Source organism: Bartonella taylorii (genome assembly GCF_023920105.1).
Lineage (GTDB): Bacteria > Pseudomonadota > Alphaproteobacteria > Rhizobiales > Rhizobiaceae > Bartonella > Bartonella taylorii.
The window spans coordinates 187,033-210,688 of sequence record NZ_CP083693.1; the positions used below are offsets into that span (position 1 = coordinate 187,033).

The window sequence follows — 23,656 nt, forward strand, 5'->3', positions numbered from 1 at the left end:
TATGTTTACAACATAATGCATTTACAGTAAAATATATTTACTAATATTAATTAGTATAAAATAGTATAATAGTTTTTGTAATATTTCTTGTTTTATATTAATTTTTAGCAAGCATATCTCAAGCTAATGAATCTTAATTAATGAATTACTTCCAAGGGAAAGCTTGAAATATATTATTAAATCACATTTTCATTGAAGGATCATTATTTTGAGTTTTTGACACATTCTTGACAAAAAAATCTAAAAAATTGTTTTTCAGAAATTTTTATAATACAGTAAAACATGCAATGTGTTTATGGTCGTGTGTTTATGAGATATAAAATTGGATATATGGCAATCACCATGATTGCTTTTACTCTCTCTGGTTGTTTTGATCTCGTTTCTGAAAGAATAAAAAAAGACGAGAAGTTCCATAGTGCATTCATGGATTGGTCCATGAAAGAAAAGTCTCTTGCAAAAAATTATACTGCGATTATCATGGCTGATCCGCAACCGTGGCGTTTGAATTCTGGTGATCCTAATGGCGTATCAAATAGGGAACCATGGTTGAAAATAAACGAGCAGGTTGCTCGTGTCATAAAAGCGCAAAAGGCTGCGTTTCATATTGTTAATGGTGATTTGACAGAGTTTGGCCAACAAAAAAACTATAACGATTATAAGAATGTCTATAAAAGCTTTGGTACTCCTGTCTATGAGGGGTTAGGCAATCATGATTATGCCAATAATGTTGGAAAGTGTACAATTCCTGAAGCATTTAACTTTTATAAAGATGCGTGTGCTCTTAGTGCTGTTTCGAGAATGGTGTCAGAAATCAAAAAATATCGTAACCAGTTCTCTTATTTCAGTGCAGATGTTACTGAAAGTTCACTTTCTATTTCGGGTGGAAATATTCATGTCATCAAAGGGAGTTTGAGTTACTCTTGGGATTATGGAGATGTTCACTATGTGCAGCTTCACAATTACCCAAGTTATACGGTGCGTTTGAAGGGGCAGTCTATGGAGGCGCAAATCAATAAGTCTTTGGATTGGCTTAAAAAAGATTTAGCTGCTGCTGATGCTAGAGGTAAAATTACAATCATCAATTTTCATGATGCTCGCCCAGCTTCCATTGATGGTGAATCCTTCTTTATTCGTAAAAAGAATGTTAAAGATTTGTCGGTATTTAAGTCAATCATCACTTCTCATAATGTCAAAGCAATATTCGTGGGGCACACGCATTATCAATCCTATTGCCGTGCAAAAAATGATAGGGTCTTTGGCAATATTCCTGTCTATACAGCCGGTGCGCTCTTTAATGGGGATTATTACCTTATAGATGTTAAGGGGAAGACTATTCACGTTAAAGCCTATAATGGAGAGATAGGAAGCCCTCTTTTGATCAAAGATCTCGGTATTATAGGAGAAGATACAGAATTTTCCGCAAGTTGTAGTCAGTTATAGTGAGATTTTTTTCTTACTTTAAAAGCATAAGAGGAAAAGCATGCTGTATTACAAATTTGAAAAGTGATGGGAATATAGGCGCTCTCAGAACTGTATTAAAAGAACAGGGCATCTTGTCGTTTCTATCTTTTATAAAGCTGCCATATTTTTTCTTCTTCTCTTAGCGTAGTATGGGCCGTGATGCACTTGCGGGGCCTTTAATTTGTTATGTTTCCGTAGTTTATATTAAGTGACTGGTACAGTTGCGTATCGAGAGTTTTTTGTTTGCTTTGAGAGAAGTATAAAATGGTACTTTAAAAAGATTCTTTAAGATACTTATTTTATAGAAGTTTTTGTGGTTGGTTTGTACATTTCATATTTTTCAAAATATTGGTGTTTTTCTTCAAAGTATAATAGATTTACTCTGATGTGGTAAAAAGTCATGTTTTTTGAGGAGTGGATGGGTGTTTTTGAGAGCTTTAAATGGTTTTTTCAATTATGAGGGACAAAAAATTAGCAAATGGTTTTGAGAAAATAGGGCAATACGTGCTGTTTTGTGCACAACAGTTTCGCAAATAAAGGTGCTTTTTAATTGAAAAAAAGACAAAATATGCCTTACTATACTGCGTTATGCTAGATTATAAAATACATCATAGAATGTGGTCAAAAAGCTCAAGAGTGATGAAAAACAAATTCAATGGAATAAATGGAATTAAAATTCCTAAATTTTCTCTCATGTCTTGATTGTGTCGAATTTAGTTGGGGGATTGTTTCGAATTTGGCTGGGGAACTTGGATTCGAACCAAGATTGACGGAGTCAGAGTCCGCTGTTCTACCATTAAACTATTCCCCAGTATGCAGATGCGGTTGTTTTTAGCAGATTTTACAGTGTACACAAGTACAAAAAGAGTTTTTATGATTATTGATAGGTGAGGTAAATTCATTGATAATAAAGGGCGATAGGTATGCCGTTAATTGTTTTGATCTGAATATCCACATCATAAATGTCTTTAAGAATTTCTGGCTGCATAATGTCTTGTGGTGTTCCACAATAAGCTGCTTTTCCATTTTTGAGTGCAACGATCATATCTGAATAAGATGACGCGAAATTAATATCATGCATGACAATGAGAATAGTTTTTTTGAGTTCATCAGCTGTACGGCGTAATTGTTTCATCATGGAAACGGCATGTTTCATGTCCAGATTGTTTAATGGTTCGTCTAACAGAAGATAATCAGTATCTTGACAGATGACCATTGCAATAAAAGCCCGTTGACGCTGTCCGCCAGAAAGTTCATCTAAAAAGCAGTCTTTTAGATCTTGTAAGCCGAGATATCGGAGTGCACTGTCAATGAATTGTTTGTCTTCTTTACTATACCAACCTTTTGAATAAGGATAACGTCCGAAACTTACTAAATCATGTACGGTTAAACGAAAAGACAAAGGATTATCTTGGCGTAGAATTGAGAGTTTTTGAGCCAAAGCATCATGGGGCATTTTATCAATATCAATGCCGTCGATATTAATTATACCTTTATGGCGTGGTAAAAGACGTCTTATAAGCATCAAAAGTGTTGATTTGCCAGAACCATTGGGGCCAATGAGAGAAATAATCCCCCCTTTAGGAAGATGAAGGGATAAATTATCGATAATCAATCGTGCTCCATAAGCCTTGGAAAGATGATTGATTTCAATCATTTTAGTTTCCCCTTCATCAGTAAAAATAAGAAGACAGTTCCCCCACAAAATTCGATAATAAAACTTAAGCGTCCTGCCATATTAAAAACTTGTTCTAAAACAAATTGTCCTCCAACCAAACAAATTATCGCCAATAATATTGCAACCGGTATAACAACACTGTGTTTTGCCTGAGGCGAGAGTTCATAGGAGAGGTTGGCAACTAACAGCCCAAAAAAGGTGACGGGTCCTACCAGTGCTGTGGAAATGGATACGAGAATGGAAACAAATATAAGAATAGCTGTAGTACTTTTGTGATAATCAACTCCAAGATTGAGTGCGTTCTCGCGTCCGAGAGCAAGAATATCCAGAAGGTGGCGTGAACGCCACCCAATCAGACTTACAATAAAGACAATCATTGTAGCAAAGCCTATTAATGACGTATTGAATTTGTTAAAATTTGCAAACATAATGTCAGTAAGATTCATCATTTGGTCTGGGTTTAATTGCAATTGCATGAACATGCGTAAACTGAAAAAAAAGCCTCCAAAAACAATACCAATTAATAAGGTTAAATGAAGTCCTTTGACGCTCCCTGAAAAAAGCCAGCGAAAAAGGCTTATTGAAAAGAGAATAAGAATGAGAGCTTCAAGAATGAGTTGCCCTTCTTCATTCAAAAAGGGCAAAGAAAGAGAGCCAAGAAAATAAATCGTAATGGTTTTTATTAAAATATAAAGTTGATCAAATCCCATGATAGAAGGAGTAAGAAGACGATTGTTGACCACTGTCTGAAATAAAACAGTAGAAACGCTTATTGCGTACGCAATGAGAAGAAGAGAAGCAAGTTTTGTGAAACGAAATGTCCACGTATAAATGTTGATATTCCATGACATATAAAGGCTGATTACAGTGCACGCCATTACGATAAGTGCTGTTAGTACAAGCGTTGTTGCTTTCTTTTTATCCAAGACGCTTTCTCCAGCGTAAAAGAAGTATGATAAAAATAAAACTACCGATAACCCCCATTATGGTGCTGATGGGAATTTCAAGAGAAGGATGAATTATTCGTCCTAAAAGGTCACAGATCAAAACTAGTTCTGCTCCGCTGATTGCTACCCAAGGAGCGGTATGGCGCATATTGTCACCCATAAAATTTGAAACAAGGTTTGGAATAATGAGTCCAACGAAAGGGATTCGTCCGACTGTACAGACTATAACAGCGGTGATTGATGCAACAATAAAAAGACCAAAGAGCATGACAGTACGATAATTAAGCCCAAGGTTATTGGTTAAGTCCTCTCCCAGACCAGCTACTGTAAAACGGTCTGCGGTGCAATAGGCAATAATGCATAGGGGAAGAGAGAGCCATAAGAGTTCATATTTTCCTTCAAGAATCATCGCAAAACTGCCAAATAAATAAGCTTGAAGAGAAGGAAGCAACATCTCATAATCAGCAATAGCGTTGGTTAAGGAGCCAATAACATATCCTAGCATAATCCCTGTGAGTGGTACAATGAGGGCAGATTTTAGAGGAATTTGGCGCAATAAAAACATAAAAAAGAGTGCACCAGTCATGGCAAAAATTGTAGCGATAATCATTTTTCCAAGCACAGGAATGTCGGGTAGAAAAATCATAACAAAAAGAATACCAAGAGAAGCGGATTCAACAGTTCCAGCAGTTGATGGTTCAACAAAGCGATTGCGTGCAAGAAGTTGCATGATCATGCCCGAGAGGGCAAGTGCTGCACCTACTAAAAGGATTGCAATGGTACGCGGAAGACGTGTTTGCCAAAAAATAAGCCAAGCATGAGTATCGCCTGATAATAGGTCAGAAGGTGTTACATCAGAATAACCAACAAAAATGCTGAGGATAGATAATAGAGCAAGAATGGTTATGGCTATCCGGTAATTTTTCACGTTAAATCATTTTCCAACAGAAAAAAAGCAAAGGTTGCTTATAGACAACCTTTGCTCTTAAATTCTATTTTTACAGCAAGCAAGCTATTTATATGCTTATTTACTTTTTGTAAAAGCCTCATTGATCTGTTGTGTAGCTTCGTTAAGTCCAGTGAGACCACCACTTGCACGATACCAGCTCCAAGAATCTAAATAAATAATTTGATTTTGTTTTCCAGCAGTTGTGCGTTTAACAAGATCATTATCGAGCAGTTGTGCGGCAGATTGTCCTTCTCGCCCAATTGCGGCATCGCGGTCAATAACCAATAGCCAGTCAGGATTGGTTTCAAAAATAAATTCAGGGGAAATAAGCTGCCCATGTTTTTGCACGGTAAGTTTATCGGTTGCAGGAGCAATTCCAAATGCGGAATGGAGAATATCAAAACGCGATTTTGGACCCAAAGCACTGATTTTTCCACCAGAGGTCATGAGCACGAGTCCTGTGCCTTTCCCTTGAGTATTTTGACGGACTTTTGCTAAATTTTCATTGAGTTGTGCAATTTCCTTTTCTGCTTCTTTTTCTTTACCAAAAATTTTCCCAAGGATAGACACATTCCGTTTAATATCTTCAAGAGAGTTTTCATTCCCTACGGTGAGATCAATAGTTGGAGCGATTTTGGATAAATCCTTATATTTAGTTTGGGTGCGTGAGGAAATGACAATGAGATCGGGTTGAAGGGTAGCAATTTTTTCATAATTTGGTTCAAAAACGGTACCGATTTTTTCATATTTTGCATCATCAAATTGCTGCAAATACGCAGGTTTTTTTCCTTCAGGTACGCCGGAAACAGCTTTGATACCAAGGCGGTTCATGTTATCTAGCGTTGCAAGATCGAACACTATAACCTTTTGAGGAGAGGTGGGAACACTAGTGGAGCCTGAAACATGGTTAATGGTCACATTTGCTGCATTTACACTCGCATTTACCCATGAAAACGTTGCAAAACTGGTTGCAACAACCAAAACAAAAGTTACCCATTTTAGATATTTCATCATCGTCATTTTATCTCATCCTTTCTTTATATTTTATAAATTAAGAGGTTGCACATTATTTCATAAGTTACAAGAGGTTACACAGTTAAAAATTTAACTTAGGCATTTTTATGTACAAAACGATATATTTATAAGTAACAATATGTTGTAAAGCAGACTAACATATGTTACAAATCGTGTATGTACCTTATTTCCGCTTAATTCTAATTCTTTTGCAAATTATATTTAGAAAGTTTGACAATGATCAATGTATTTAAAAAGCGTACACGTTTGTGCGCACTAACAACGAGCACTCTTTTCTTTTTACAAGGTGTAGATGCGTCTATGGGGAGTGGTTGGTTTTCATTCCCCTCAGTACAAAAATTATCATCTTTCGTGTTGGGAAGCGGATCCCAAGAACCTGCATCACCACCTACGCCATCTGGATCGCCATCTATAGAACAATCACCATCTGGAGGGCAATCTCAAGCGCTACCTTTAAAATCTGGAGAGGGCAGTAATCCTGTGCAGGGGAGCAGTAATCCTGTGCAAGGGAGCGGTGATCCTGTGAAAGGGAGCGAGAAGGCTGGGCAGGGGAGCGAGAAGGTTGGACAGGGAAGTGAGAATGCTGAACAAGGTGCGGGAACTGTTCAGGGGAAAGGGTCTTCAAAGCTCACTTTTGCGTGCAATGGTGGGAATTATAAAAGCGTTGCTTCCATGTTCTGTGATGATGGTGGGAATCATGTAATGAAAAGGGGTGCTATTCAGACGCAGAAAATTGATCAAATTGCTGTGTATGCAACGACTAAGTCTTCATCGGAGCTTTCTGGTGGAATACAGAGGCCTGTTACTGATGGGGCGGGTGGTCAGGATTCTGGTTTGGGTGTAGGAGGAGTAATTTCAGGGACAACTATTGTGTTAAATAATATGTCCATTAGTGGGGTGGCTCCTTCGTCTATTGCAGTGGTGCCTCCTATAAAAGGTGCTTTAGATGATGTGGCTAAAAAAACAGCTGGTGATCATGGTGAAGCTTTTGCGGCAGGGGTATTAGCAACGTCTTTTTCAAAAGTTAAGTTGGAAAATTCGAATATTAAGAAGTTTGCAGTTGGGGTTCATGCGCACCAGTACGGGGGAATCTACATGAAAGGTGGGACGGTCTATTATACTGATATAGGTGCTGCGGCTCGTCAGGGATCGTTTGTTATTTTGGATGGAGTGGTTTTTGATGAAGTTAGAACTGGTTTGCACAGTTCTAATGGATCTAGAATAATGATGAAATCTGGGCAGATTAACTTTGCGAAAGGCGGAGCAGGAGTCATATCGGAGAATAAAGGAATTGTTAAATTAGAAGGGGCTAGAATAAGAATTAAAGAGGGAAGTGGTAAGCAAGATACTTCTGATGTTACAAGTTTTGCCCTCCTTTCGGATGGAGGGCTTATTTCCTTTCATAATGGAGAAGTTACGGGGACTGATGCAGTTGCTTTGTGGGTAACTGATGATATTACTGCGTCTTCTCTTCGAATGAATGTTGATGCTTTACCGGGTTTTCTCTCTCACCGTTCTTTGGGTAGTGAAAGTAGTGACCATAATATGAATCCAGTTTATAAAGTTCATCACGTTGTGGATAGTATTTATCCTGATGTTATCACTACTATGAATTCTATTGTAGGTGATGAAAATACCTCGCACCATCTGAATATTGTAGATTCTAATAGTCCTGTAGATGCTTTGAAGGTTAAAGCTGATATCAAGGAATCAAATATTAAAATTGAGGGGAGAAATTCTTATGGGATATCTTTTGGTAAAATAAGTAGAATAAGTTCAAACGGTCAGAAACGCAAAGAAAGGAGTGAGGTTAATACCAACAAGCAAATGGTTTTTTTGCAAAAGACTTCTCTTTTTGTTCCGGAAGGTGTAGCTGTTTATGGTAATAATTTGAATGGTATTGTCCTTTTAGGAGAGGGGACAGTTCTTTCTGGTGATTCATTTTTGAAGGCTGAATCTTTTTCTAATCTGGCTGTGTACGCTTTTAAATCTTCGATTATGGGTGATTCTCAAATTAGTGAAAATGCTCATGCTAGACTTTATTTGTCTGATGAATCGGGATGGTATTTAGCAAAAAGTAATAATAGAAATCTGGGACAGGTAAATACAGGGGGAGAAGTAAATACGGGGAGGGTAGTAGATAAGTATTGTATAGATTCATGTGTTTCATTTGTAGGTCTTGCAAATAGTGCGATTGCATTTTTACCTCCAAGAGATGAAAACGAAGGTTATCAAATGCTGCATATTGGAGACAGTAGAGGTGTAGCTTACATTGCTACTGGAGATTCCAAAATTTATGTCAATACGAGTTTTGTTTCTGACGATTCAGGTAACGTTAAACTTTTGTCTGATCAACTTTTTATTTATGGTGATGTTTTTGGAAAAACTAAGGTTTATGTGAACGACTCGTCTGTCATTGAGACCCTAAATGGAAAGTTAAAAAATGGAGAAAAAGTTCAGCGTGAAAGTATACAAAATCAGGCTGAAGGAAAGGAAAATAAGAATATTCCTGACAGTATTCCAATTGTTCAAGTTTTGGGAGAAGCAAACAGAGATTCCTTTGAGCTTGCTACTGGATATGTTACATTGCAGGGTTCGCCTTATCAGTACATCCTTCGCGCTTCTGATCCAATTCTCGGTTCAGGACGTACACAGCTGTGGAAATTCAACTTAGAAAGTAAATTGGAAGGTGGAGCTGACGGATCTGTTAATTCTCCGGGATTGAAGGTTGATCCTAATGCATCTGGTAGCCGCACACCTGATGCTGGTACTCCCACACCTGATGCTGGTACTCCCGCGCCTGAAGCTGGTACTCCCGCGCCTGAAGCTGGTACTCCCGCATCTGATCCTGGTCGCTCCCCGTCTGAGCCTGGTAGCCACACACCTCAGGCTGATGGTTCCACAGTTCAGACTGGTAATCCCGTATCTGAGCCTGGTAGCCAAACATCTCAGGCTGGTAACTTGACCCCTCAGGCTGGTATCTCCACACCTGTGTCTGGTCTCCCCGCGCCTGAGGTTGGTAACTCCGCATCTGATCCTAGTAACCCAATATCTCAGGATGGTAGTCCCACATCTGAGCTTGGTGGCCAGATACCTCAGACTGGTGGTTCCACACTTCAGACTGGTGACCCCGCACCTGAGGCTGCTAGCCAGACACCTCAGGCTGGTAGCCCTGCATCTGGTGCTTCCGCATCTGATCCTAGTAACCCCACATCTGATCCTGGGCGCTCTCCGTCTGAGCCTGGTAGCCAAACATCTCAGGTTGGTGGTCATATACAGGAGGTTCGTGACTCTTCATTGTCTCAGAACTCTATACCTGTAGTATCTGGTCAAGCTGGTTCGCTTGAAAAAGATAATGTAGATCCCTCTACTTTGAGGGTATCTAGTTCACGTGGACCTTCTGGACATACTCTATCTCTCTCGTATGGAATTCCTACATCTGACCAAGAGAGATATGGAAATATAGTAGTGACAAAAGGCGATGTGGATATTGTACTTTTGAATCAAATGGATAAAGCTTCTTATGGGGTAGAATCTGGTATGGTAGAGTATAACATAACAGATGAAAGTGGTAACCCTATAACATTTGATAGTAATTCTGATAGAATTGATGTTATAAAAAGTGTACCTGGTGTGACTCCACCTAGTACGCCTATAGGGACCGGTGTAACTCCTCCTGTTCAATCTAATGAAGCATCTGAAAATGTAAGGACTATTACGCATGAGGGAGCTGGAATACCTGTAGCAGGAAAAACTCCATCTGTTGTTCCTGCTGGTGCCTCGACACTTCAGGCTGGTATCTCCACACCTGAGTCTGGTGTCCCCGCGCCTGAGTTTGGTAACTCCGCATCTGATCCTAGTAACCAAATATCTCAGGATGGTAGTCCCACATCTGAGCTTGGTGGACAGACACCTCAGGCTGGTGGTTCCACACCTCAGACTGGTGAGCCCGCAACTAAGCCTGGTAGCCACATACCTGATTCTGGTAGCCCTGCGCCTGAAGCTAGTAATCCCGCATCTGATCCTGGTCGCTCCCCGTCTGAGCCTGGTAGCCACACACCTCAGGCTGGTGGTTCCACACTTCAGACTGGTGACCCCGCACCTGAGGCTGCTAGCCAGACACCTCAGGCTGGTAGCCCTGCATCTGAGCTTGTTAGTACGCCTGTAGGGACCGGTGTAACTTCTTCTGTTCAATCTAATGAAGCATCTGAAAATGTAAGGACTATTACGCATGAGGGAGCTGGAGTACCTGTAGCAGGAGAAACTCCACCTGTTGTTTCTACTGGTGCCTCTGCACCTAAGGCTTCTAGCCCCACACTTCAGGCTGGTGGTTCCACACTTCAGACTGGTAATCTCGCATCTGAGCCTGGTAGCCCCACACTTCAGGCTGGTAACCTGACACCTCAGGCTGGTAGCTCCGCACCTCAGGCTGGTAAATTGCCTTCTGCTGTGAAGTCTACTGATTCCACGAACTCTACGTTAGGTTCCAAAGAATCTATTTCTGTAAAGCCTGTGGCTTCTGAGGAATCTAGAGTCCCCGCTGTCGCAGGTGTTAGCAGTGCAGGTAAGGAAGGTACTCCTGCTGGATGTAATGGTATTGGGGGGAATGGTGCTGGGCAATCGCAAGGCTCTCTTTTATGCAGTGATGGCAAATCATATACAGTCCGGCAGCTTACACTGAACGCAAATAATTCAACACAACATTCTATGCATGTAAAAAGTGGCACGAATATTAAGCTAAACGCTGCCACCATTATTGGTCCGGATTCTGGTAATAGAGATGCTGTTGATCTTGCTAAATTGAGTTCTGTAAGTGCTGTTTTTGCAGAAGAGAATGCAGAAGTTGTTTTAGAGAATAAATCAATAATTCAATCTTCTGTGATTGGGCTTGAGGCGAAAAGTGGTGGAAAGGTTAAAATGGATAACGGGACAGTCAATGCTCGTTATATGGCTGCTTTGGCGGGTACGGGGGCTGTTGTTACTTTAAAGAACACGCAAATTAATGTGGAGGGGGATTCAGCTACCGCTGGTTTGGTTAGTAAAGGCGGTGATATAACCATGGAATCTGGAACGATTACTATGAAAAAGGGAGTTGCGGTTCAGTCGGAAGAAGGTGGACATGTTAGATTAAACAAAGTTAGCGTTATTGCGAAAAAAGAAGCAAGAGAGCCGGATTCTGCTAACAAGTCTGAACATGCAGCTATTCTGTTGAACAATAATAGCGTTGTTGAATTTACTCATGGTGATGTTGTTACTGATGCTAATGCTTTGTGGATTAGGGATGGTGATGGCAACATTGAGCAGGGCTCTTCTAGAAGAAGAAGATCCTCTGACGTTCGTCCTTCTATGAATCACGCTAATATTGAATTTTCTACTATTAAAGTGGAGAGTGATAATTCCTATGGCATATATTTTGATGGGGCGGGTCGGAAAGCCGTAGATCAACAGAGTCAAAATAAAATCCCAGAAAAAATTGTTTCAGGATCATCAGTTGAGGATTCTGGAACAGGAAGCCTTGTTAAGCGAAGTGCTGTACGTCCACAGGAGAAAGCTCCTGTAAGCATAACAGGGGCGGTTTCACTGAAACGCACTAATTTCGAAGTTCTAAAAAGCATAGCTATTTATGGTAATAATTCTGGTGGTCGTGTTTCTTTGGAAAATAGAACAAATCTTACTGGTGATTTGCTTTTGAAAGCAGAGAGTAATTCTCATATGTCGGTTTTGGTTGATAACTCTTCTATTATGGGTGGTGTGCGCGTTGATAAAACTTCTTATGCTACATTAGATTTGACCAATCGTTCAGAGTGGTATCTGACAAGAAGTGCGCATAAAAATTTGAGAGCTCCAGATTCAGAGTGCGTGGATTCGTGTATTTCCTCTGTAAGTCTTGTAAATAGTGATATTCATTTTTTACCTTCGCAATCTGAAGAGTTAGAGTATCAGACACTTCGCATTGGAGAAGGAAAAGGTATTGTCTACAAAGCGCAGGGCGATGTTTCAATTCACTTCAATGCACGTTTAAACCCCAATGATCCGAGTGATAGACAAGTAAGTGATCGACTTGTAATCCATGGTGATGTTGAAGGAAAAACAGTAGTATCTGTGCGAAGCGTTTCTGGAAGTGTAGGAGAAAACAACGGAAGTGATAAAACAGCACATAGTGTTTCAGTTATTCAGGTTTATGGAAAGGCAGAAAAAGATTCTTTCCGGCTGGATAGTGATTATGTTGCGCTGGGGAACTCACCTTACAAATATACTCTTCGTTCTTACAGTCCAGAAATGACTTCGAAACAAGAACATGTTCAACAGAAGTTTATGAAGGACGGTGGAGAATTTTGGAATTTCCGTTTAGAGAATCAGTATGTTAAGTCTGAGAGTTTTGATGCAAATATCGTTTCTAAGGCCGATACTATCTCTCTTCCTAGGAAAGTTGTAAGATCTGTTGTTCCGCAAGTTCCGACTTATCTGCTCTTGCCAAATAGCGTGTTTCATGCTGGTTTGATGGATATTAGCAATCAAAACAAGCAGTTAGAGACATTGCGGACTACTTCCAGTGGAATGGTAGAAATTCGTGAAAATCCTGCTTTGTATTTGCGCGGCTATGGCGGAAGTTACCGTTATGCTTCAGATTTGTCCGCACTTGAATATGGTTACGGAGGTGATCTTAGCTATAATGGTGTAGAGGCAGGTGTCTTGTTAAAAACAATTGAAAATGCTGACAACGCCATATCCTTTGGGGTTATGGGGTCTTATGGCAAACTTTCTCTCCAGCCTCAAGATGTTGAACAAAGCCAAGAGAGTGCCTTTGATAAATGGACTGCTACAGCCTATGGTAGCCTGCAGCATGAGACGGGTCTCTATGTAGATGGTCTTCTCTCCTATGGTCTGTTCAAAGGTGATGTTGTCACCCTTGCACGGGGCAAGACAGCAACATTGAAGGGTAATCCTTTAAGCGTTTCTTTGACTGGTGGTCAGACGTTTGTAACGGGATATGAAGGTTTTGTCTTTGATCCACAAGTTCAGGTTGTTTATCAACATCTCCAGTTTAGTAAGGCCCGTGATATTGACAATTTTGATATTGAGCTTGGCAAGCTTGATCAGTGGGTAGCACGTGTTGGTGGGCGTTTGAGCAAGGTTCCTACAGGATCTGAAGGAGTGAATGCTGTTGCTTTCTACGGGAAGCTTTATTTTGCACATGGTTTTGGAGGGAATAAATCTGTGCATTTCAAAGATGCTTTCCAGTTAGGTGCTTTTGGTTCTTCGCTAGAAGCTGGATTAGGATTTAATGCCAAATTGTCTTCGCAGTTTTCTCTGCATGGTGATGTTGTCTATCAACATAAGCTCAATAAGGCTGGTTTCTCTGGTACCAGTTTTTCTGGCGGAATCCGCTATCAGTTTTAGGATAAGCTACAGTACGTATCTTTACGAAAAGGCAGCATAATGCTGCCTTTTTGCTTTATAACAATCTGTGTTGCTATTAAAAGATCCTAGTCCTTTTGATACGAAAGTCACAATATTTTTCTTTTTGTTTTACGTGTGAAAGCATTTTTTATGCTAAAGCAAATTTTCTTAAAATTTTGGCTGATAATGACACGATACAGTGACTGACTTATAGAGGCTCTTTAATGGTGGGGGGGCTGCGTTAGTGTATAATATCTTAAAATATGCTACTTTATGGCGATCTGATTTATCCGCTATAATGCTTAATGTTTCTTAACGCTGGTTTTTAGAATTTATTTTTACTGATTTAGATAATTCTTTCACACATGTCTTTGGTCAATTTTTAAAGTCCACAAGGGTAGATTGTGTCTTTAATTAATTACACGCTATGATTTTATTTTTGCTTTACACTAAATGCATAATGCATTATACACCTATAAAGTGCATTAAATGAATATTCTCTCATAAGTGGTTGTTGTATTGGACGTAGATCTTCAGCCAAGTTTATTTGGATAATTTATTGCACGGGTTAAATGAGCAATAGATGCATCCTTTTGGTTTCGCCTTTTTATTTTGAGGTGTTTACCGAGGTGTTTTCGCGAGTGCTTTTGTTTTCAATGAGAGGGGAAGAAAAGTTTCGAGGGAACTATGATTAAAGTGTTTAGAAATCATGTATGTTTATGTACTTTCACAACGGCTATCTTTTCTTTGCTACAAAGTGGAATAGCAGTTGGTGCAAATATTGGAAGAGAAGGGGGAAAATCTTATAATATTAGCGTTTTTCCAGTGCCCCCAAGTGTGACCCTCTCTAGTTCTCCTAGAGAGATTCCTAACAGATCTGGTACGTATGACTATAACGGGAATAATGGCTTTAGCGGATATGGATATAGTGGTGGCTATAATAGCCTTAGTGGTAGAAGACATAATAGCCTTAAAGGGGAGAGTGGGTCTGTTGGTGTCAATTCTACCGATATCAGTATTACTTCGATCAACTCAATCAACCCAGCTACTCCGATTAGCGCGTATAGGGGGCCAGATGGGAACGGATATATAGGTATCAACGGGCATGAAGTTCTAGACTCTAATAGTATTAGTGGTAGCAGCCATAATCGCTTTTTTAGTGAGAGTCACCATAATGGCTTTAGCGGGGAGCGTGTGGGCAGCGGATCTGGTAGTGTAGTTTCTCATGTTCTTCTTGGTGGGAATAACTTGAATCGTACTCTTAGCGGAGAAAGTGGGGATAATGGACATATCGAGTATAATCGTTTTGATGTCGAATATAATGGTGAGAAGCAATCATTATATGATGGCTTATATTATGTGTGTGACGGTTGCGGGAGCCGCCTAATTGATAATCAATTTTATAAAATTACGAATGAGAACGTTTCCAACTATCCTTCTGATCCTACTGCTATAACGGTGAAAGGAATAGGTACGAAAGTTATTGGGAAAAATGTAACGGTTAGTAGTCAAGTTGCTGATAAAACTTTTCTAGTAGGTGTGCATGTATTAGAGAACGGTAAGATTGTTTTGGAAGATCCGATTCTCAAAGGCACAGTTATAGCCCTTCGTGCGAGTGATGGAGTGATTGAGGTAAAAAATGGAAAGATTGAGAAAAGTCATGAGGGTGTTGATGCAACAGAGAATTCGTTTGTTCTTTTAGAAGATACAGAAATTAAGACTGCTAATGGGATCGCAAGTCTTTTAAGTTATGAGCATTCAGAAGTTTGGATGTCAGGTGGATCAGTTGATTTTATGAACAGCCATGGGATTTCTTCGATGTTAGGTGGAAAAGTAAATCTCGAGAATGTTGAAATTACTGGGAAGGCGGACAAAGGCAAGGATCGTGCGGTTGTACATATGGATTCAGGGGGGGCTGTTAATTTAGAGGGTAGTATTGTTAGTGCTGGTGGGGGCCTCCATGGTATATTATTAGAAACTACAGTCGATTCTATTCCTCTGCAGGAAGTTACAGATTTATCAAATGAGGATTATGATTTAAAGATTCCTGTGACTGAAGTTAATATGAAATCCTCTTCTGTTACCGTAAAGGGTAAGGGATCTTATGGTATCTACTTGCGGGGAGAGAAGCCATGGAGCGAAGGTGAAGCCAAAAAAGAAGAAATTTCATCAGAGAAAGAAAAAAATCCACCACGATTAGAAGTTGTTAATTTGGATAAAACAGAGTTTTCTGTTTTAGACGATGCGGCTCTTTATGGTAGAAACATTATTTCTGGTGCGGTGGGGTTGGTGCACAGCACTCTTCGTTCCGGGAATTTTTTATTAAAAGCTGAGGAAGGTGCTTCTATAACAGTTTTGGCTGATGCTTCTACTCTTGAAGGCCGTACTTACGTTGATAAAAATTCTAATGCCAAACTTTATTTGGGAGGCCGTTCTAAATGGATTTTACAACAACCGTTGCAAAAAGATCAACATGAGGCTGCACATGATTCTTCTATTTCACTTGTAAGCCTTATGGGTGATAGTAGTATTAAGTTTACACAATTAAAACCTGATCAGAATTACATTTACCAAACACTCAGCATTGGAAAAGGAACAGGTGAGGTTTATAGAGCGCAGGATGGTGCTCAGATTTATCTTAATACATATCTGAATAGTGGTGGCGCTCTTGATCATCAACAGACTGATCGTGTTTTGATTGATGGTGATGTTTTTGGAATAACAACAGTGCATGTGCATGGTATTTCAGGAAGTCCAGGGGAATCTACTGGGAGTGGTGGAAATAATCAAGGTATTTCAATTATTCAGGTTTCTGGAGAGGCAAAAGAGCGTTCTTTTCAGTTGTATGGTGGTTATGTTGCTCTGAAAGATTCACCTTATCAGTATAGGCTTTATGCTTATGGTCCAACGTCTGGTTTGGGAGAAGCGGATCCTACTCAAAGATTGGTTAAAGGTAGCGGGGAATTTTGGGATTTTCGTCTCGAAAATGGATATATTGATGCTGATCTTAGACCTGAACCAGCCCCGATTCCTAGGCCTGAACCAGAACCTTCTCCTGATCTTAGACCTGAACCAGCGCCAGCTCCTGGACCTGATCCAAAACCTCATCCTAAGCCCGGAATCAAGGCTGTTGTTCCACAAGTTCCGACTTATCTGCTTTTGCCAAATGCTTTATTTCATGCAGGTTTGATGAATATTAGCAATCAAAACAATCGGTTAGAAGCTTTGCGAACCACTTCCAATGGCATGTTAGAAATTCGTGAAAATCCTGCCTTTTTTGTGCGTGGTTATGGTGGAAATTACCGTTATGTTTCAAATCTTTCCGCTCTTGAATATGGTTATGGAGGTGAACTTGATTCTAATGCCATAGAGGCAGGCGTTTTGTTGCAAACAGTTGAAAATGCATATGGTGCTACTTCTTTTGGGGTGATAGGGTCTTACGAGAGACTTTCTTTGCAGCCTTTGGATGTTGAAAAAAGTCAAAAAAGCATGTTTGATAAATGGTCAGTGACAGCATATGGTGGTATGCAGTGGGATACGGGCTTTTATGCTGATGGTCTTCTCTCCTATGGTTTGTTTAAGGGTGATGTCCTTACTCTTGCACGTGGCAAAACTGCAACATTAAAAGGAACCCCTCTAAGTGCTTCATTGACTTCTGGTAAAGCTTTTATGATAGGGGATAAAGGTCTTATTTTTGATCCGCAGGTTCAAGTTGTCTATCAGCGTCTTCAGTTTAATAAAACTCGTGATATTGACGACTTTGATATTGATATGAGAAAACTTGATCAATGGGTAGCGCGTGTTGGTGGACGTTTAACAAAGACACTTCCAGCAACTGACGAGGCACGAGTTGTTTCTTTCTATGGGAAGCTTCATCTTGCGCATGGTTTTGGAGGTAAACAATCTGTACATTTCAAAGATGCTTTCCAGTTGGGAGCTTTTGGTTCTTCGCTAGAAACGGGATTAGGTTTTAATGCCCAATTGTCTCAAAAATTTGCGCTTCACGGTGATCTGATGTATCAGCACAAGCTTACCAAAGCTGGTTTTTCTGGTACTAGTTTTTCTGGTGGACTGCGCTATCATTTCTAGTTTTTCATGTTTTTTGGCAATTTTTTTAAAGCCACAAGCATAGCTTGTGGCTTTTTCTTTTCCTTCAAAAGTTTTTATTGCTTAGCATTTTTGAAAGAATATTTTCACATTTAAAATGCGCTTTTTAGTTCTTTGAAGTTTTTTTGAAAAATGAGATCAGATTTTTGTTCTCAATAATTTCAAAATTTCCTATTTTATGGTGATTTATCCTATTTGTATAAATTTACTAAAGCTGTTTTTGGTAACTGCTTTTTTAGAGAATTTCACATCGTTTTCAGCTGCATATTCATAAGTTTTTTGTAAAAATTACAATCTTAGCTTGCGATTTTTTCATTATGCATTTACATAAACTACAAAATATATTAATTAAGTACAAAATATGTTATCAAAGTGTATTAAATGTGTTGCTCGTCGTCAAGGTATTTTGACAGAGTGTGTTTTTTTAATGAGCGGGGAAAGAAAGTTTATGGCGGAACTATGAACAAGATATTTAAAAATCATCTCTCATTATGTGCTTTTACAACAGCTGTTATTTTTTTCGTGTCCAATGTAGATGCTCAAGTACAAGCTGCTGTTAGTGGTGATGTGCAGAATTGTAAGAATTATTTTTCGTGTGATAAAAATGGCTCATTTTATCGGTGCAATGGTGGTAGGGAGTACTTCATTTCCAAAAAAACTTATCAAAAAACTGGTGAACGCAATGCTGAAGGAGCAGCTATAGAAGCGTCTAAACATGGGACAAAGATTATAGGGAACAATATAACTATTCAGGGGGGGGCGAATAGTGGTAGTCTGGATAAAAGCTCTTGGAAGTATGGTGTAGCGGCCAGTAAATGGGGAGTCGTTAACATATTAACGGGGGCGATTGACTTTACAAATGCTGTTGGAGTTCACGCAAGTGGTAATGGAAGTGTCTACTTAACGAGCGTTTCCATTACCGGAACGGGTAGTCAGGCGGCGAATGTAGATAACAATAGTGAAAATTCGGCTTTTCAGATATCCGAAGATTATGGCTATATCAATTTTGTCAAAGGTAACGTTAAGGTTTCTAATGCTCACGGCGTTTCATTTATGGGAATTGCCGGCGGTATTGATATACGCGATTCCAATGTTGTAGTGGAGGGTAATACATCTTATGGCGTCTATCTTTTTGATAAGCAAGGGCAGCAATATAATAAGGATATAGAAGAGCGTTATAAGAGAAAAGAGACTTATTCTTTTAGGAACGGCCTTTTATCCCATAGTTTGCCGAGAGGAGAGGTATTAAAGCGTGGGGGGGTTGGTTTACATGGTGGCAGCTTTACCGTTCGAGATGGTGTGGCTATTTATAGCAAAAAATCTGGTAGTATTATTACATTAAAGGAGGGCGCTACACTTTCTGGAGATTTATTACTGAAGGTTGAGGATAGTTCTTTTGTAAAAGTTGTAGCTGAGGGGGGATCGTCACTTGTAGGGGGGGGTCGTATTGATGAAAGTTCTGATGCTCAATTTGGGTTGATGGAGAGATCAAAATGGACTTTAACGCGACCGAAAAATAAAGAATTGCAAGGTCTTGGCTCTATAGGTGTTTCATCGATTTCATTGATAGATCTTATTGATAGCTCTATTCTTTTTGCACAACCAGGCACCAGCGAAGCTGGTAATTATCAAACGCTTGTCATCGGAAAAGGATCAGGTGAGGTTTATAAGGCGCAAGGTAATTCTGAGATTCACTTCAATGTGCATTTGGGTTCTAGAGATTTGAGTGGTAAGCAGATCTCTGATAGGCTTGTAATTCATGGTGATGTTTCTGGACAAACTAAGATACGTGTGCGTGGTGTTTCAGAAAATACAAAAAATGAAAGAGACGAGTCGGTATCGCCTTATAGTTTTCCAATTATTCAGGTTTATGGACAGGCAAAGAAGGATTCTTTTATCTTAGATGGTGGTTATGTTACACTGGGCAATCTTCCTTATAAGTATGTTCTTCGTGCTTATGGTCCAGTTATTCCTCTAAAAATAGACTATTTCGTCCCAGAATTGGCTGCAAGTAGTAAAAATATTTGGTATTTTCGTTTAGAAGACGAAAAATCTAAGTCTATTATTGCTGGATATAATGCAGCTACTGATAAAAATAAAGGAAGTAGTTCTGGTGAAGAGAAAGGAAGTGGTGGATCTGTAACGCCTTCTGTTTCTGTGTCTTCTGAAGATTCTGTGCATATAGTAACTGATCCTAGTAGACCCGCATCTGATCCTGGTCGCTCCCCGTCTGAGCCTGGTAGCCACACACCTCAGGCTGGTGGTTCCACACTTCAGACTGGTGACCCCGCACCTGAGGCTGCTAGCCAGACACCTCAGGCTGGTAGCCCTGCATCTGAGCCTGGTAGCTCCGCCTCTGAGTCTGGTAACCCCACAGCTCAGGCTGGTAACCTGACACCTCAGGATGGTGGTCCTACATCTGAGCTTGGTAGCCCTGCATCTGAGCTTGTTAGTACGCCTGTAGGGACCGGTGTAACTTCTTCTGTTCAATCTAATGAAGCATCTGAAAATGTAAGGACTATTACGCATGAGGGAGCTGGAGTACCTGTAGCAGGAGAAACTCCACCTGTTGTTTCTACTGGTGCCTCTGCACCTAAGGCTTCTAGCCCCACACTTCAGGCTGGTGGTTCCACACTTCAGACTGGTAATCTCGCATCTGAGCCTGGTAGCCCCACACTTCAGGCTGGTAACCTGACACCTCAGGCTGGTAGCTCCGCACCTCAGGCTGGTAAATTGCCTTCTGCTGTGAAGTCTACTGATTCCACGAACTCTACGTTAGGTTCCAAAGAATCTATTTCTGTAAAGCCTGTGGCTTCTGAGGAATCTAGAGTCCCCGCTGTCGCAGGTGTTAGCAGTGCAGGTAAGGAAGGTACTCCTGCTGGATGTAATGGTATTGGGGGGAATGGTGCTGGGCAATCGCAAGGCTCTCTTTTATGCAGTGATGGCAAATCATATACAGTCCGGCAGCTTACACTGAACGCAAATAATTCAACACAACATTCTATGCATGTAAAAAGTGGCACGAATATTAAGCTAAACGCTGCCACCATTATTGGTCCGGATTCTGGTAATAGAGATGCTGTTGATCTTGCTAAATTGAGTTCTGTAAGTGCTGTTTTTGCAGAAGAGAATGCAGAAGTTGTTTTAGAGAATAAATCAATAATTCAATCTTCTGTGATTGGGCTTGAGGCGAAAAGTGGTGGAAAGGTTAAAATGGATAACGGGACAGTCAATGCTCGTTATATGGCTGCTTTGGCGGGTACGGGGGCTGTTGTTACTTTAAAGAACACGCAAATTAATGTGGAGGGGGATTCAGCTACCGCTGGTTTGGTTAGTAAAGGCGGTGATATAACCATGGAATCTGGAACGATTACTATGAAAAAGGGAGTTGCGGTTCAGTCGGAAGAAGGTGGACATGTTAGATTAAACAAAGTTAGCGTTATTGCGAAAAAAGAAGCAAGAGAGCCGGATTCTGCTAACAAGTCTGAACATGCAGCTATTCTGTTGAACAATAATAGCGTTGTTGAATTTACTCATGGTGATGTTGTTACTGATGCTAATGCTTTGTGGATTAGGGATGGTGATGGCAACATTGAGCAGGGCTCTTCTAGAAGAAGAAGATCCTCTGACGTTCGTCCTTCTATGAATCACGCTAATATTGAATTTTCTACTATTAAAGTGGAGAGTGATAATTCCTATGGCATATATTTTGATGGGGCGGGTCGGAAAGCCGTAGATCAACAGAGTCAAAATAAAATCCCAGAAAAAATTGTTTCAGGATCATCAGTTGAGGATTCTGGAACAGGAAGCCTTGTTAAGCGAAGTGCTGTACGTCCACAGGAGAAAGCTCCTGTAAGCATAACAGGGGCGGTTTCACTGAAACGCACTAATTTCGAAGTTCTAAAAAGCATAGCTATTTATGGTAATAATTCTGGTGGTCGTGTTTCTTTGGAAAATAGAACAAATCTTACTGGTGATTTGCTTTTGAAAGCAGAGAGTAATTCTCATATGTCGGTTTTGGTTGATAACTCTTCTATTATGGGTGGTGTGCGCGTTGATAAAACTTCTTATGCTACATTAGATTTGACCAATCGTTCAGAGTGGTATCTGACAAGAAGTGCGCATAAAAATTTGAGAGCTCCAGATTCAGAGTGCGTGGATTCGTGTATTTCCTCTGTAAGTCTTGTAAATAGTGATATTCATTTTTTACCTTCGCAATCTGAAGAGTTAGAGTATCAGACACTTCGCATTGGAGAAGGAAAAGGTATTGTCTACAAAGCGCAGGGCGATGTTTCAATTCACTTCAATGCACGTTTAAACCCCAATGATCCGAGTGATAGACAAGTAAGTGATCGACTTGTAATCCATGGTGATGTTGAAGGAAAAACAGTAGTATCTGTGCGAAGCGTTTCTGGAAGTGTAGGAGAAAACAACGGAAGTGATAAAACAGCACATAGTGTTTCAGTTATTCAGGTTTATGGAAAGGCAGAAAAAGATTCTTTCCGGCTGGATAGTGATTATGTTGCGCTGGGGAACTCACCTTACAAATATACTCTTCGTTCTTACAGTCCAGAAATGACTTCGAAACAAGAACATGTTCAACAGAAGTTTATGAAGGACGGTGGAGAATTTTGGAATTTCCGTTTAGAGAATCAGTATGTTAAGTCTGAGAGTTTTGATGCAAATATCGTTTCTAAGGCCGATACTATCTCTCTTCCTAGGAAAGTTGTAAGATCTGTTGTTCCGCAAGTTCCGACTTATCTGCTCTTGCCAAATAGCGTGTTTCATGCTGGTTTGATGGATATTAGCAATCAAAACAAGCAGTTAGAGACATTGCGGACTACTTCCAGTGGAATGGTAGAAATTCGTGAAAATCCTGCTTTGTATTTGCGCGGCTATGGCGGAAGTTACCGTTATGCTTCAGATTTGTCCGCACTTGAATATGGTTACGGAGGTGATCTTAGCTATAATGGTGTAGAGGCAGGTGTCTTGTTAAAAACAATTGAAAATGCTGACAACGCCATATCCTTTGGGGTTATGGGGTCTTATGGCAAACTTTCTCTCCAGCCTCAAGATGTTGAACAAAGCCAAGAGAGTGCCTTTGATAAATGGACTGCTACAGCCTATGGTAGCCTGCAGCATGAGACGGGTCTCTATGTAGATGGTCTTCTCTCCTATGGTCTGTTCAAAGGTGATGTTGTCACCCTTGCACGGGGCAAGACAGCAACATTGAAGGGTAATCCTTTAAGCGTTTCTTTGACTGGTGGTCAGACGTTTGTAACGGGATATGAAGGTTTTGTCTTTGATCCACAAGTTCAGGTTGTTTATCAACATCTCCAGTTTAGTAAGGCCCGTGATATTGACAATTTTGATATTGAGCTTGGCAAGCTTGATCAGTGGGTAGCACGTGTTGGTGGGCGTTTGAGCAAGGTTCCTACAGGATCTGAAGGAGTGAATGCTGTTGCTTTCTACGGGAAGCTTTATTTTGCACATGGTTTTGGAGGGAATAAATCTGTGCATTTCAAAGATGCTTTCCAGTTAGGTGCTTTTGGTTCTTCGCTAGAAGCTGGATTAGGATTTAATGCCAAATTGTCTTCGCAGTTTTCTCTGCATGGTGATGTTGTCTATCAACATAAGCTCAATAAGGCTGGTTTCTCTGGTACCAGTTTTTCTGGCGGAATCCGCTATCGTTTCTAGTGTAATCACGTTTTTGGTCAATTCTTTAAAAAGCCACAAGTTATACTTGTGGCTTTTTGCTTTTTGTCAGTTGTTTTGCGAGCAATTTTGAAAATAAGTCCTTTACATGTCTTAAAAATGCTAAAATACTTTCCTGTTGGGTTTCTTTGTTCTCCTTTTCGAAATGAGATTAAGATTTTATACTTCATCGTTTGCAATTCTCGTTTTTATGGTGATTTTTCCGATTAGTGCACATTTGTAAGCTGCTTTTAAATAACTGCTTTTTTGTACGGCTTTATTTTTAGTTGTATTTTTACGTGTTTTTTGTGAATATTACAATTTTAGATTGTAATATTCTTCATTTTGGCTTTACATAAGATACAAAACGGATTAATAAAATAC

At 40.0% G+C, this 23,656-nt stretch carries 8 protein-coding genes and 1 tRNA gene; 4 read left to right on the forward strand and 5 right to left on the reverse strand.

Going from position 1 to position 23,656, the window contains the following annotated elements; all coding sequences use genetic code 11:
- Positions 1-309: 309 nt before the first annotated feature.
- On the forward strand, positions 310-1,440 hold the full coding sequence (locus tag LBE40_RS00800) for a metallophosphoesterase family protein (RefSeq protein WP_040297145.1): 1,131 nt from the start codon (positions 310-312) through the stop codon (positions 1,438-1,440).
- Positions 1,441-2,198: 758 nt separating this feature from the next.
- On the opposite strand, the gene LBE40_RS00805 is transcribed toward LBE40_RS00800, so the two are convergent.
- The 5 genes from LBE40_RS00805 to LBE40_RS00825 all read right to left on the reverse strand — a co-directional run bounded on the left by LBE40_RS00805 (position 2,199) and on the right by LBE40_RS00825 (position 6,049).
- Positions 2,199-2,272: transfer RNA gene (locus tag LBE40_RS00805), tRNA-Gln, on the reverse strand.
- Between the two features lie 87 nt (positions 2,273-2,359).
- Entirely contained in the window at positions 2,360-3,118 is a 759-nt protein-coding gene (locus LBE40_RS00810; protein WP_004861293.1) for an iron ABC transporter ATP-binding protein, read from the reverse strand.
- The gene (locus LBE40_RS00815) at positions 3,115-4,065 is read right to left on the reverse strand and encodes an iron chelate uptake ABC transporter family permease subunit (RefSeq protein WP_004861296.1); all 951 of its coding nucleotides are present in this window, start codon (positions 4,063-4,065) and stop codon (positions 3,115-3,117) included. Before LBE40_RS00815 ends, LBE40_RS00810 begins: the two co-directional genes overlap by 4 nt.
- A complete protein-coding gene (locus tag LBE40_RS00820) occupies positions 4,058-5,014 on the reverse strand; it encodes an ABC transporter permease (RefSeq protein WP_004861299.1) in 957 nt (318 codons plus the stop codon). The genes LBE40_RS00815 and LBE40_RS00820 overlap by 8 nt, the downstream gene beginning before the upstream one ends.
- A gap of 96 nt (positions 5,015-5,110) precedes the next feature.
- Entirely contained in the window at positions 5,111-6,049 is a 939-nt protein-coding gene (locus tag LBE40_RS00825; protein WP_040297146.1) for a siderophore ABC transporter substrate-binding protein, read from the reverse strand.
- A 237-nt stretch (positions 6,050-6,286) separates the two neighbouring features.
- Between LBE40_RS00825 and LBE40_RS00830 the strand changes: the two genes are divergently transcribed.
- The 3 genes from LBE40_RS00830 (at position 6,287) to LBE40_RS00840 (ending at position 23,275) form a co-directional block, all read left to right on the forward strand.
- Positions 6,287-13,471: an autotransporter outer membrane beta-barrel domain-containing protein gene (locus LBE40_RS00830; protein WP_252615211.1), complete on the forward strand. Its 7,185-nt coding sequence runs from the start codon at positions 6,287-6,289 to the stop codon at positions 13,469-13,471.
- Positions 13,472-14,158: 687 nt separating this feature from the next.
- Positions 14,159-17,560, forward strand: coding sequence for an autotransporter family protein (locus LBE40_RS00835; RefSeq protein ID WP_004861619.1), 3,402 nt, complete (start codon positions 14,159-14,161; stop codon positions 17,558-17,560).
- A gap of 477 nt (positions 17,561-18,037) precedes the next feature.
- A complete protein-coding gene (locus LBE40_RS00840) occupies positions 18,038-23,275 on the forward strand; it encodes an autotransporter outer membrane beta-barrel domain-containing protein (protein ID WP_252615212.1) in 5,238 nt (1,745 codons plus the stop codon).
- Positions 23,276-23,656 lie beyond the last annotated feature (381 nt).

Excerpts from the sequence above, each read along its gene's own strand:
- LBE40_RS00830 (WP_252615211.1), top strand. The coding sequence starts at position 6,287 with ATGATCAATGTATTTAAAAAGCGTACACGTTTGTGCGCACTAACAACG.
- LBE40_RS00800 (WP_040297145.1), top strand. The coding sequence starts at position 310 with ATGAGATATAAAATTGGATATATGGCAATCACCATGATTGCTTTTACT.
- LBE40_RS00810 (WP_004861293.1), bottom strand. The coding sequence starts at position 3,118 with ATGATTGAAATCAATCATCTTTCCAAGGCTTATGGAGCACGATTGATT.
- LBE40_RS00840 (WP_252615212.1), top strand. The coding sequence starts at position 18,038 with ATGAACAAGATATTTAAAAATCATCTCTCATTATGTGCTTTTACAACA.
- LBE40_RS00825 (WP_040297146.1), bottom strand. The coding sequence starts at position 6,049 with ATGATGAAATATCTAAAATGGGTAACTTTTGTTTTGGTTGTTGCAACC.
- LBE40_RS00835 (WP_004861619.1), top strand. The coding sequence starts at position 14,159 with ATGATTAAAGTGTTTAGAAATCATGTATGTTTATGTACTTTCACAACG.